This is a genomic window from Dyella dinghuensis, assembly GCF_003977615.1.
Classification (GTDB): Bacteria; Pseudomonadota; Gammaproteobacteria; order Xanthomonadales; family Rhodanobacteraceae; genus Dyella_B; species Dyella_B dinghuensis.
Map to the genome: position 1 here is coordinate 344903 of NZ_RYZR01000007.1, position 12893 is coordinate 357795.

The following is a 12893-nucleotide window of genomic DNA, read 5'->3' on the forward strand; positions in this document are numbered from 1 at the left end:
GGACGTGACGTGGAAGTCCCGTTGAGGGATCGGGGGATTAATGCGAGGAGGGCCGTCTTCCAATGGCCAGGTCCAGTGCTGCTTGCGCGATGCTCACGCTTGCGTTGGCGTCTTCTTGACTGGCTTCGGCTTGAGCGAGCACAGCCTCATTACTTGTCAGTTCGGTGACGCTGGTCAGGCCGCGCCGATAGGAATCGAGCGCCGCTTGATAAGCGACTTCCGATGCATGCGTATAGGCCAGCGCCTGATTGCGGTTGTCCAGGCTGGTCTTGAGATTGTTGTAAGCCTCGACCACTTGCTGGGAGGCCGTATCTTTGGCTTCCGCTAATGCGTCCTCAGCTTCCGTCCTTTGGGAGACCGCCAGCGAAACATTGGTCGCGCGCGCGCCGCCATCGAACAGCGGCCATTCGAACGACACAAACAACGCTTCGCCCGTTCGATTGATGGAGGAATACGGACTGCCGTCGCTGCTTATTTCGCCGATGTTCTGAAGCACCTGTGCGGAAAGGCTGATCGTTGGGCGATACGCCGCGCGCGCGGTGTCGACTTTGGCATCGGATGCTGCAATCTTGTCGGTCGCGGCGAGGATGTCCGGGCGCGATTGCAACGCTTCGTCGATCAATGCACGAAGCGATCCGGGTGTGGGTGCATCGGATGCGTCGCTCAAGGAAGCGACCTCGAAATGCGTTTCCGGATCCAATCCAATCGTGGCGATGAGTGATGCAAAGGCTGTGTCGGCGTCGCCCGTGGTTTTCGTCAATGCCAGACGCATCGCTGCTGTCTGGCGTTGTGCTTCGGCAAGTTGCACCACGGTGGCGCGTCCGTGCTTTTTCTGGTCGGCGACTGCCTCTTCGGTCAGCTTGGCCGCATCCAGCGCCTTTTGCGCAGCGCGCACCTGGCCCTGGCTGGACGCCGCCTGGAAATAGGCCTGCGACACATCGAATATCAACTTTTCCTGTGCGCCCAGCAAACCCGACTCGGCGGCCAAAGCAGTATGTTTGGCCGCTTCGACTTCACCCTTGCGGCGCCCGAAATCGAACAGCAACCATTTCAGCTCAATGGTGGGGAAAGCCTCTCGCGTCGACGACACGAAATAGCCCTTGGGCGAGACGGTTGGCGGGATCGCCAGCGGCGTGCGCTGGATGCCGCCAAGCGCATTGACGCTGACCTGTGGTGAGTACTGGGTCTTGGCCAGTTGGACGGCAAGATTGGCTTGAATCGCTTCCTGCTCGACCTCACGCGTCTTCGGGTTGATATTCAACGCGATATTCAGAAGTTCCGACAGCGTGTAAGTACGATTTTCAAGTGCAGGCGCTTCGGTATGACCGGCGATGGCCAGCGCGTCATCCGATGACGTATGGGCCCATGATGTCGACTGTGCAGTCGCTGTACCGCCGCACAAGACGAGCCCGACTGCGAACACGAATGGAACGCAAGCAAAGAGGGGGAAATCAGATCGCGCGCGATGCATGATCGATCTCCTCGTTGAGGCGCTCCCGTGCCTTGCTCAACAGCGTGGGTGGCGCTGAACGTAGACGCTCATCTGGCGGCTCAGGGTGCTTCCCGTTCGAAAGCGCCATCAATCGCTGCGAAGTAAGCGTGTCCGCTTCGTTGTCACTGGGCAGCAAAGCTGCATTCTCCTTAAGTCGAAGCAATACAAATGCGGACGCGGTTATTTGCTCAATATGCGGTGCTTCAGGAACGATGCGATCAGCCTCGCGCTCGCGCGAAAGAAAGCGCCATTCGAAGAGGTCGCGCGCGTTCAATTCGGATGCTTCGCAAACTTTCTTGCAAATCTCCGCTCGGCTCGAGGCGACGGTTGTTTCGTCCTTGGTGACGAGCAGGTCGCTAAGTTGTTTGAGCGCAGAGGACCATTTCTCACGCGCTTGACCCACGGCACTGACTGGCCAGAGCGTGGTAAAGAAAATCGTGATCCAGATATTGCCGATGAAAATCCCGACTACACGATCACGCAGCTCCGTCAGGTCGTCCGCGGGGCCGTAGCCTTGCATGACGCCGAGAAAGAATGCGAACGCGATCTGCATGCCTGCATACGCAATCGTTTCGCTGCTGGTGGAAATCCACGCGCAGAACACCGATACCACGGCAATAAGCAGGCAGAGCTCGCCGATATCGGTCAGATGGGGAAGTGCGAAGACGATGCACAAACCAGCAATCAATCCGCCAATGACGGCGCCGGAGAGTCGCAAGGCCAACTTGTGGATGCTCTCGCCAAACGTCGTCAGTGCGATGAAGAAGCAGGTGGTGACGGCCGTGCGTATGCCGGGCCAATCAAGGAGCGAGTAAGTCGCATAGGAGGCCAATACCGCGCACATCACCTTGAACGCGAAGCGAGCGTGCGATCGATTCGCTAGTGCGCTCTCTACAGGCGATTGCTTTCGAGTCGCTGGCGCGTTGGCCACTGCAGCAGCCGGCAATTTGCCGGATGCTTCGTCGAGGAGCGCGTCGGCCGCGCTACGAAGGGCTGCATGGGATGGCGCAGCGTCGGGTGGCAACGGTTCGAATGCATGGTTTGGAACATCAGCTGCGACACCGCGACGTTGTAGAAAAAGATTCCTACTTTGCCGGAGCGTATACGCCAAGGAACGCCTCGAACCAGGTGTAACGCTCGATGGCAGATATCGCGCTATCTGCAGCATCTCCAGCACAATGGCGAGCAAACGGCCGTCTTCCTGCGCAAAGACCTTGATCTTCTTATTCCACATAAACGCTTTGTTCTTCAGCTCATTGAGTGAGAGCAGTTCAATGCGCAATTGCGAGGGGTCTGCGGAATAAGGGTTTTCGATGTAGCCGGCAACTTGTTCCATCAGCTGTGCGGCCCGGTTTCGCGCGAGCACAACAGGGCTTTCACCGGTCAGTAGATTGGCCAGGACGGTGATGCTTGCTGGTATGGCGACAACGACCCACAGCCATAACACCATGTGCGTCACGAATTCCGTGGTTGGTACGTCGTCCAGAAGCGTCTGGGACAACACCAGTACGAAACCGGCCAAAAAGGCGATCGGGCCCAGCGGACTGGCGCGCGCGATAAATGTTCCGATCAGCGTACTGAAGGCAAGCAGTGGAATTCTTAGCGCAGGTTCGGCGGCGTCGAACACGTAAAACAGCAACGACAACGCGACGGCCAATGTCACCGCAACCAGTCCGCCCACTGCAGTTATAAGCGTAGAGGCGACGTCTTCGCGGCTGACCATGAAGACGAGGTAGGCGACATAGGCCGGCAGCGGAACCTGAAACACCATGGCGATGACGACAGCAACAACGGTGCATCCAGTGATGCGGATGATGGCGCGAACGCGAGTGTCGCTGAGTGCAAGTTCTCGTCGGAGCAGCCGGCTCAGCGCATCTCTGGCGGGAAGTTCAATCGGCGCGTGCATGGTTCACTCGCACGGAAGCCGTTGCGCCGATGCGCAAGAACGGCTGCGATGATTCATTCAAACGCACCCACACGGGAAACCGCTGCGCGACCACCACCCAGTTCAGGTTTCGATCCACATCCGGAAGTCCGGGACCCGCGGCTCCCGCCGGTTGAACGCCCGCACCCAGGCTTTCGACCACGCCTTGCAAGGGTTGCCCTTCGTTGCCCATCACCCATACCGTGGCGGCATCGCCGGTGTGCAAACCACGCAGATCCGTTTCGCGGAAATTGGCGACGGCATACCAACTGTTGTCATCGATCAGCGTAAAGAGCGGATGTCCGGCAACAGCGAACGATCCCAATGCGAGATTGAAACCCACCACCTTACCGTTCACCGACGCACGGATGACGGTTTCGCGAAGATCGCGCGCTGCCAATGCCTCTTCGGCCTGGGCGCCCAGCAATTGCGCTTTCAGGCTCTCTACATCGCCAATGGCCTCTTTGGCCTGGGCCGCTTGTTGTGTCGCTGCGGCCAATTGCGCGGCGGCTGTGTGTTCATTCGTGCGCGCTTCATCGATTTGCTGTGCAGTGACGAAGCCCTTGGCCAGGAGCGGTTGCATGCGCGCGAGTGTGTCGTGCGCCAAAGCCAGTTGCTGTTGCGCGCGATCCACTTCGTGCGCGGCAGCTTGCGCGCCGGATCCCTGCGCCGTCACCTGCCGTCCGGTAAGGTCGATTTCCGCCTGCAGGGCTGCGACTTGAGCCTTGGCCTGCTGGAGTTTCAGCTCGAACGGTTCCGGGTCGATTTGTAGCAGCACATCCCCTTGGTGGACGACCTGGTCGTTGCGAATATGGATGGCTACGATCCGGCCGCTGACTTCCGGTGTAATGCCTGCGCTATACGCAAAAATATAGGCATCATGTGTTCTTGGCCGTTTGTCCACCACGATCATCGCCACGATGATGAGTGCCAGCGCCGAGACGATGGAGAGAATGGCAATGACACGGCCCACAGCGGTGTTGGCTTGCATGGAAGTCGTCTCCATTCAGGCCAGCCATAGAAGCCATATAGCCAGCGTCGCCGCTGTCCACATGCTCAGATAGACGATCACGGGTACCGGGAGCGTCGCGTCAATGCCGGTTTTCACAAGCACGCCACGGATCACGACGACGACGACAATGCCAAGAAGTGCACAGACCATCCATGTTGGAAAATAGGAGCCAAGAATGTTTCGCGAAGGCGAGGCGCTGCACGCGGCAACGCCGATCGACAAACATGACACCCATGCTCCGCGAAGATAATCACGTCCACGAGCTGGTTGATGAGAGTGCATCTTCAAAACCTTCTTAGGTAAGGTCTGTTCAAAAAGTATCGTCAAGCCGCTTCCGCGCGCTTGCTGTTGGTGAGCGACTTCCGCCACGCACCTGGCGCAACGCCCATCTTTTGCGTGAAGACGCGACTGAAGTGGCTTTGATCGGAAAAACCAGCGTTGAACGCAATGTCTGCGAGAGAGATATCGGGGTCCGCCATCAGCTCGAGCGCCATGTCGACTCGGCGCGATAGCAGCCATTGATGCGGCGACATGCCGATGCTCTTCTTGAAGCCGCGCGCCAGTGCGCCTGCTGAAAGGCCGCAGGCTTCCGCCATTTCGTTGATGGATATCCCTTCGAAAATGCGTTCGCGCATCATCTGCGTGACCAGCTTCTGCTGCCATGGCGCAAGCGCTCCCCGAACGATGTCGGAGCGCGTCGAGGACCCACTGTAAGTGGAGACCATATATACACACAGGCCTTGAAGAAGGTGGTCGATGAGCGCCTGGTTTGCCGCAGGTGCCTTATTGAAGATGGGTAACAGCGTCTGCCCAATACTGCCCACGATGCTGTCTCTGAAGCATTCACCCGGATGAATGGCAAGACCGCTGACGTTTCGCTTCCCGAGCTCCTCGCCAATTTCGACAATGGCTTGACGCGGTATGTAGAAATAAAGCGAATGCAGAGGATCGCCGATATACATGATCGGGTCGCGGCGCAAATCCAGCATGTACGTTGTGCCGCTTTCACACGACGTCGAACATACGGAACGGCCATCGCACCAAAGTTCGTGCGTGCTTTGCTTTCGCAAGTTCAGACACACCAGGTAGGCATCGTCGTTTCCCATCGGGGAAGTCATGCCGTAACCCGCTTTGTCGATGCGAAGTTCCGTTACCGCGAGGCGCGCACCTCGTCTTGTCTGGCTGCGCAGGACGGGTGGATCGCTGAGGTGAAAGGAGCGGCCAAGCCGATCGCCGAATGCACCGTGATACATGAGCATCTCTCCGAACCTTATGGTCGCATTCCGATTGGAAAGTTACGCGCATGCATCCATGGCCGAAGCCTTCGTCAGGGTAAACTTGGTGACACGAAGGGATACATCGAATCACCCGAAAGTGTAAGAAGATCCCGTATGACACCCATGTTGCATACCACCCACCTTCATTGGCGGGTCACAGCGCATCGAGCATGCGCGCACATTCCAATTCTTTAACATTGATCTCGTTTAGGGCGACGTGACGTACGCGCCCCTGCTTGATATTGGATCGTGCCAATTCATGCGCCTATCCCCCACGTGGGGGACGGTCCCGCCGATAGCGTCAGCAAAGAGAAAACGACGCAAGCATGCGAAAGTTTCGTTTACGCCATGAGGCGCGCAAAGGTGTCCTGGAGCCGATGGCCGGGCGGAAGACTATCGAGCAAACGTTGTGCTTGCCGGTTGGAAAGTTGCTCATGAAGCAATGCACGGGCGCTATCGCCTTCTACGCGATGCAACCGGGCCGCGGTGCGGTGAACTCGCCAGTCCGCCATGGGCGCGCCCATCATCTCCGTGATATGTAGAGCATCGTTGATCACGCGCGACGCCTGTTGGAGATCGCCTTCTTCGATCGCAACGCGGCACCGCACTTCACGCGCCATGGCGCGCCACGTCACTTCAATGGTTCGGTCGGAACGCTCGGCCATGCGATCGGCATGCACGCGTGCCTGCTCGACGTCGCCTGATCGCAATAGCGCGTCGGCCAGTGACCACTCCAGCAGAAGTAGCCAATACCAATCCGTGATGACTGGCCGCTCGAGCATGTCGTGCTCAAGCTCCTTCAGCATGCCGATGCCTGCATCGAGATTTCCAAGCCCAACTTCCGTTATTCCGGCGAGCAGCGTGCAATGCCGAATTTCATTCGGAAGCACCGGCGTGTAGAGCGCAGCCGGCTGATGACCCGTTTTATCTTTGTAGAAGCCGAGCTTTCTGCAAATGTCCCCGGTCGCTTGATAGTCTCCGGCCATGCAGTAAAGAAATCCGCGAAGCGTTTCCAGCGCACAGATGCTGTAGCGATTGGCGTTGCCGACAAAGAGCGCCTCGCTGTCATCGAACTCTTTCAACGCGCGGCCCCACTCGCCCAGCAATGTGTACGCCCAAGGCCGGCCGAGATGAGCCATCCAAATGGCACGGAAGATGTTGAAGTCGGGACGATCGACGGCATGCCTTACCAGTATCTGCAGATTCGTATCGACCGTTTCCAGGCACTCCCGGTATCGACTGGATACCAGGCACATCATGCTGTATTCGATCAAACCCCAAGCGGTGATTTCGCGGTCGAGACCATTCCGAAGAGGAATCAGGCTTTCCTCGCAAAGTTTGGCCTTCTGGGTGTCCCATCCACCAATCCAGATGCTCCATGCGGCGCTGCTTAGCCTGATCCGCGCCCTCAATTGCGGCTCTGGCTGCGCACTGCTCAAGCGCGCGGCATTTTCCAGATGTGTGATGCTTGCAGCGGCGTCTCGCCAGCTGACCGTAAAGCCCAAGCCCAGTTCGGCACGTGCCTGGACATCGGGGAAGTGCAATTGCTCGGAAATCTGCAGTAGATCGGTGAAGGTTTGAAGCGCCTTTGGATCATGGCTTGCTGCGTAGATGGAAGCGCGATCTTCCAAGAGCGTTGTCTGTGTCATTTCGCGCTCGCCATTGGAAAGATGCAACGCGATTTCGTCGGCTTTGCCGAGAATGGCCAATGCATCCTGATGCGCGAAGCGGCGCTTCGCTGTTTGCAGTGCGATCTTTAAGTAGAGGAGTCCCTTGGACCATTCGCGTGCATTGGAAAATTGCTCGGCAAGTTCGAATGCCGCGTGCGCTCTTAACTCGCTTGGGTACGACTTTTCCAACTCTTTGCCGATCAACGCATGACTCTGCGCCAATCGCAGGGGGCCCTGGCGGTTCAGCAGCACTTCCCTGAGCAGCGCGTGATTGAACCGGTATAGCCGAACCACTTCGCCACCACCCAGCGTATCCATGTCATGGCGATGAATGAATGTTCGGGTTCGGCATAGCGCCTCGCACACCTCTTCGAATCGGCGCGTGCTGAGGCCCGCCGCGGTAGCGGGTACAACAGAATTGAACACGTCGCCTACCGCACTGGCCGCTTCCAGGACGCGTTGTGTCTCATCATCGAGACTGGAAATTTTCGTCTCGACCACATGCGCGATCGTCTGGGGTATCTCGAAGCGGATCTGCGAAAGCGGTACGTCGCTTTTCCATTGGCCGCGATCGATGGATACCAGCTGGATGCTCTTCAAATGATCCAGGATCGTACTCAGAAAGAGCGGATTGCCGCTTGATTGACGCAAGAGCAGTTGAACAAACGAACGTCCGTCTTCGGAATCGTCGGCCCGGACATACTCCGCAATGTCGCTTTGGCGCAGTCCATGCAAGTGAATGGACTCGCACAACTTGTGCAGCAGCAATTCGTTGACAAGTTGCCTGAGTGCCGGGCCACGCGTCGCCAGATCGTCTGAACGATACGTAGCGATGAGCAGCAGCTTGACGGACGACCGTCGTCTGGCTAACGCAGAAATGAGGTCGAGTGTAGAGAAATCTGCCCAATGCAGATCCTCCAGCAACAGTACGAACGCTTCATTCTCGGCGAGTACTTCAATCAGTTCGCAGAACTCGCCGAGCATGCGGCTACGAGCGGACACATGCGCCACTTTCTGCAGCAATGCCCGATGTTCACGGGACAGAAGCCCCGTCACTTGATTGGCCCAGGACGGCGCCACGGTGACCAGGATGTCCTGCACCTTGTTGCTGTTGGCGCCTTTCAGTAGCCGGGAGAGTGCCTCAATAACGGGATAGAAGGGCTCGGCGCCGCTGAAGCCTTCGATACAGCGGCCGTACGACAGCGATGTATGTTGACTGGACAGATTGCTGCAAAACGTTTCAACCAACGCCGTTTTGCCGATACCCGCATCGCCGTGCACGAATACGATCTTTGGGCGGCCTTCGCGCGCCTGATGGAGTGCTTCGTGCAACGCATCCAATGGCGCTGCTCTACCAATAAGATGCGATGTCGTTGCGGATGAGAGTAAGTTATCGGTCTTCTGCGCAGTGGTTACATCTGCAATAAAGCGGTAGCCACGGCCTCGATGCGTTTCGATGTAACGCGGGCGTTGTGCGTCGTCGCCTAATGCATTGCGTATCGCCAGCACATGTCCCTTCAGTACCTCGGGTTGAACGGCGACGCCCGACCAAAGGGATTCAAGAAGTTCATCATGCGTGATCAGGCGCCCAGGATGCTCGACCATGTAACGGAGCACATCGAATGCCTTCGCAGTGATCGTGACACTGACGGGCTCGCTCTCACCGGCATCGCGCCATAGCCGGTGATTGGCTGGGTCCAGACGAAAGGGTTTGAATTCCTTCATTCGAGCACCGGTTGCATAAGTATGCGTTTCGCCTTTTTTAGATGAGACCCAACTCCGTCGCCCTGGACACGGCCTCGGCGCGGTTCTTGGAGGCTAGCTTGATAAAGATATGTTTGGCGTGCGATTTCACGGTTTCCGGCGTGATCTGCAACTCGCGAGCGATGGATTTGTTGGAAAGCCCCAGACTCATCAAGCGTAGGATAATCGTCTCCCGGGCGCTTAGCGATTCTACAAGCCGATGATTTGTTCTGAATTTTTTCGGTAGCGACGCGTGCACCACGGGCGTCGTGAGCAGCCGGCCGATGTACAGGCCCAGATGTCCAGGAGTCCTGGTTTCGCCAGATCGCCAAAGTTGCCTGAGGGGTGCTTCGATCAACGGCATGTCATCGAGAAAGCTTCGAAACAACCCTGCGGTGGCACCTTGATGCAGCGCCGCCAGCAATTCTTCGTGCGCACGCGTTATCTGCCCCAGCGTATAAAGCGCGCTCGATAGCAGGATTGTGAGTTTGACGACCAGGGCAGGGTGATTGCGATGCAAGGCCGCGTTGCGCAGATCGTCAAGTGACCGGGCCGTACTGATCCCCGGGCCGTTTGCCAGCTGCAGGCGAAGGTTTGCGATCTGCATAGGGCACGCGTCGATATTTTTGGGACGGCTTTTAGCGTCGACGTCACCATAAAACTCGTTAAGTTGCGCCAAGGCTGTCTCGGCGCGGTCAAGGCGGTTGTCGTGAATGTGCAGGGCAACTTCTTCCGCCTTGCAGCCTAGTACCAGTCGATGCCAACGTCGTTGCACGCCTATTTGTTCGCCACGGTGCAGCAGCAGCAACGCGATGTTTTGGTTCCCTCTGGCTGCGGCGATTTTGGCGGAAAGGATGTACGCGATGAGCGCACTCTCGATCGCGCCGCTTTCTTCAATAGCACTGAGGCGCCCGCGAAGCAGCGTGTCCGCGTCATCCACGGCGCCGGCTTCGTAGTGCAGCTGAGCCAGCACGGAGGTCGGAAGGAGCGATGCATAGGCTTCTGTGCCGACGGAGCCCTTGCACAGAAACAGTGCGTCCTTGGCCAGGCGTTCGGCCAATTTGAAGCGTAGCTGTTCGGCCTCTGCCGCGGCTTCGATGGACAGGTTGATGATTGCCATCAGCACAGACATGGCATTACCACGAGGCGCTTTTCCCCGTGATAATTCATAGAACGGCATAAAGTCACGCGTACGCCAGGAGCAAAACTTCATGACCGTAGTCAGGGTCGACCGGTACCTCGCTCCGGTTCCGCGTGCCAACACCGACTGAGCGCGAAACATCGCTTCGTCGATGTCGTCTTCCCAAAGGCTTCCCAGCGCAAGCAATGTCTCGACTTCATCGCAAGGGAAGTCACGCAGGAAGCGGTCTTTTTGCAGGAAGGCTTTGCGCAGCATCGCCGTCAGCAAAACCACGTCGGTTCCCTGCAGGGCGCCAACCGCACGCCATGCCGACTCGAGCAGTCTCCTTAGCGCTTCATCGGGATCGTCGAGATCGTGCCAGTCCTGCACCCATCCCAAATCGACGGGAGTGGTTGCGCCGCTCGCAACGGACAAGAGATTCATGGATCCACCCTCCGCCGTCGTGGGGCGTACTGAATCAAGCCAATGCTGCCCCGGTCACGTACGCTGTCAGGATGGCTTGCGGTACGCGGTAACATTAAAAAAGAAGATCACCCAACTCACCTAGCTGACCGTTGATTCGCGCAACGTGTCATTCGTCCTTTGGATAGAGAAATTAGGTGAGATACGGCGTACTGTCGTGAAATCGCGGTTTTGTTTTGGTCTTCTTTCGGTTTTTTCGTCAAGGCGTCCGATAAGCGCGCACGATCCATGATCGCGGTTCCCGCGCCGAGGATGCGTCCCCCGTATGGGTACTTTTTTTGCTTAGGGTTGGGAGTCCATGAAGCCGCGGCGGATAGCGATCATGACGGCGTGCGTGCGATCTTCGGCACCCAATTTACCCATGATGCTTTTCATGCGCGCTTTGACGGTATCTTCCGAAATACAAAGGCTATCGGCGATATCGCGGTTGCTTTGGCCTTGAGCGACGAGCTTCAGTACGCCGACTTCGCGTTCCGTCAATCCTTGCTCTCCGGTATGGCTGGCGATCTCCTGTGCGACTTCCGGGGCGACGGTGTGACGCCCGAAAAGTGCGCCGCGAACGGCTTTGATGATTTCATCGCGACGCGCCGTTTTAAGAAGATAGGACGTTGCGCCAAGCGTGAAAGCACGCACGACGCGTGCATCGCCGGGAAAGGTGGTGAGCACGATGATGGTCGCATCGGGAAATTCGTTGCGAATGGTTGTGATGGCCTGCAATCCGTCGACGTCTGGCATTTGCAGATCGATCAACATGACGTCGGGTAATAGTTTCTGGAATTGCTCGATCGCCTCTCTGCCATCGGCAGCTTCGCCAACCACCTCCATGTCGGGCTCTTGCTCGATAACGGCCCGTAAACCATCCCGCATGACCGGATGGTCATCCACGATGAGAACTCCGTATCGTTCCCTCTGATCGTTCTCGTTCAAGCGACGCACCTTGGGAAATCTACCTAGAAAATAAATAGGCGGAAGCAGCGGGTACGTACTTCGGTCCAGCCGGGACTATGCGCCGGGCCTCATGGTACTTCAATGCTCGAAAGAGTAATTCGAGGTTCGCTCGTCATCAGCCTGGGGAAGCACGGCGCGCACGATGGGGTGGATGAGCATGGAGCACGGGAGAGTTGATCGACAGAACGTTGTTCGGCGTTCATGGCGGAACGACTGTTTTCGGCCATCGCTGTCACATTTGTCCAAGATCGACCGAAGGACGGATGCCATAGTCGTTGCTATCGAAGTCACGCCGACCTATCGACCGGCTCCCCGCTGGCTACGAAGCCGATCGCCAACTGATCCGACATTCATCCGGGAAGGGTCATATGAAACGTAATTTCTTCGTTCCTTATACGTCACGCGGCCTCTCCAACATTTCGCCGCCACCGCCTTGGCACTATGCGGGCGATTTTCTTGTCATCGATTTCTGGGCGCGTCCGGATGCTGTCGCAGCCCTTTTGCCCTCCGAGTTGCAAGCCGACGTCAAGGCAGAGGGTCATGCGCAGGGGTACTTCATCGATTGGCAATTCACGGGCGAGCACGATGAATTGCTTAATCCCGCTCGATACCAGTACCGGGAATTTTTCATCCTTGTCGATGCGTTATTCGATGGTCGGCCCATTGCGTACTGTCCTTATATCTTTGTCGACAACGATGCGGCCTTGGCACGCGGTTGGGCACAAGGGTTCCCAAAGCGTCTCGGTTCAGTTTTCCAGACGCGCACGTTCAACACGAAAGGTCCCGCGGCCGTCAAGCTTGCACCTGGTAGCCGGTTTGGTGCGAGCGCTTCAACGGATGGACAACGTATTGCGAAAGGTATCGTCACGCTTGAAAAGCCCGTGACAGATCCCGCTGCAATGAGTTCACGGCCTACCGTGAACATGCGCCACTTTCCGAGACTCGCAGCGGGGCAGTGGGAACGTCCTGCCGTGCATGAGTTGGTGGAATCCGTGATGGACAACTTCACCGTGGCCGATGCATGGATGGGCAAGGGTGAGTTGACGTTGCCGGAGTGCGAGAACGAAGAAATTTCGGACCTGGCACCGGTGCGATGCGGCAATGGTTATCGCATGGGTGTTTCGTATTCGGTGACCGATCTGAAGACGCTTGCCGATCACTCGGTAAAGTAGACTCCGTTTCGCCGCCATTTCGCCGACATATCAAGCGCGATTCTCCAATCGC

9 protein-coding genes are annotated in these 12893 nt (G+C 57.4%); 1 reads left to right on the plus strand and 8 read right to left on the minus strand.

Annotation, left to right across the window (positions count from 1 at the left end; genetic code table 11):
- Positions 1-37 precede the first annotated feature (37 nt).
- The 8 genes from EKH79_RS15355 to EKH79_RS15390 all read right to left on the minus strand — a co-directional run bounded on the left by EKH79_RS15355 (position 38) and on the right by EKH79_RS15390 (position 11609).
- Positions 38-1471 (minus strand): TolC family protein, encoded by a 1434-nt coding sequence (locus tag EKH79_RS15355; RefSeq protein ID WP_126674699.1) that lies wholly within the window; start codon positions 1469-1471, stop codon positions 38-40.
- Positions 1452-3398, minus strand: a complete 1947-nt coding sequence (locus EKH79_RS15360) for an FUSC family protein (protein WP_126674700.1) — start codon at positions 3396-3398, stop codon at positions 1452-1454. The genes EKH79_RS15355 and EKH79_RS15360 overlap by 20 nt, the downstream gene beginning before the upstream one ends.
- Positions 3382-4407, minus strand: coding sequence for an HlyD family efflux transporter periplasmic adaptor subunit (locus tag EKH79_RS15365; RefSeq protein ID WP_126674701.1), 1026 nt, complete (start codon positions 4405-4407; stop codon positions 3382-3384). The genes EKH79_RS15360 and EKH79_RS15365 overlap by 17 nt, the downstream gene beginning before the upstream one ends.
- Before the next feature lie 15 nt (positions 4408-4422).
- A complete protein-coding gene (locus EKH79_RS15370; protein ID WP_158621269.1) occupies positions 4423-4659 on the minus strand; it encodes a YtcA family lipoprotein in 237 nt (78 codons plus the stop codon).
- 92 nt (positions 4660-4751) lie between these two features.
- Positions 4752-5681, minus strand: a complete 930-nt coding sequence (locus EKH79_RS15375; protein WP_233590350.1) for a helix-turn-helix transcriptional regulator — start codon at positions 5679-5681, stop codon at positions 4752-4754.
- A gap of 365 nt (positions 5682-6046) precedes the next feature.
- Complete coding sequence (locus EKH79_RS15380; protein ID WP_126674704.1) at positions 6047-9100, minus strand: ATP-binding protein; 3054 nt, start codon at positions 9098-9100, stop codon at positions 6047-6049.
- 37 nt (positions 9101-9137) lie between these two features.
- Positions 9138-10682, minus strand: coding sequence for a helix-turn-helix transcriptional regulator (locus EKH79_RS15385; RefSeq protein WP_126674705.1), 1545 nt, complete (start codon positions 10680-10682; stop codon positions 9138-9140).
- Between the two features lie 321 nt (positions 10683-11003).
- Positions 11004-11609 carry a response regulator transcription factor gene (locus tag EKH79_RS15390; protein WP_325050619.1) on the minus strand — a complete coding sequence of 202 codons (606 nt, stop codon included), beginning with the start codon at positions 11607-11609 and terminating at the stop codon, positions 11004-11006.
- Positions 11610-12037: 428 nt separating this feature from the next.
- Between EKH79_RS15390 and EKH79_RS15395 the strand changes: the two genes are divergently transcribed.
- On the plus strand, positions 12038-12841 hold the full coding sequence (locus EKH79_RS15395) for an acetoacetate decarboxylase family protein (RefSeq protein WP_126674707.1): 804 nt from the start codon (positions 12038-12040) through the stop codon (positions 12839-12841).
- Positions 12842-12893 lie beyond the last annotated feature (52 nt).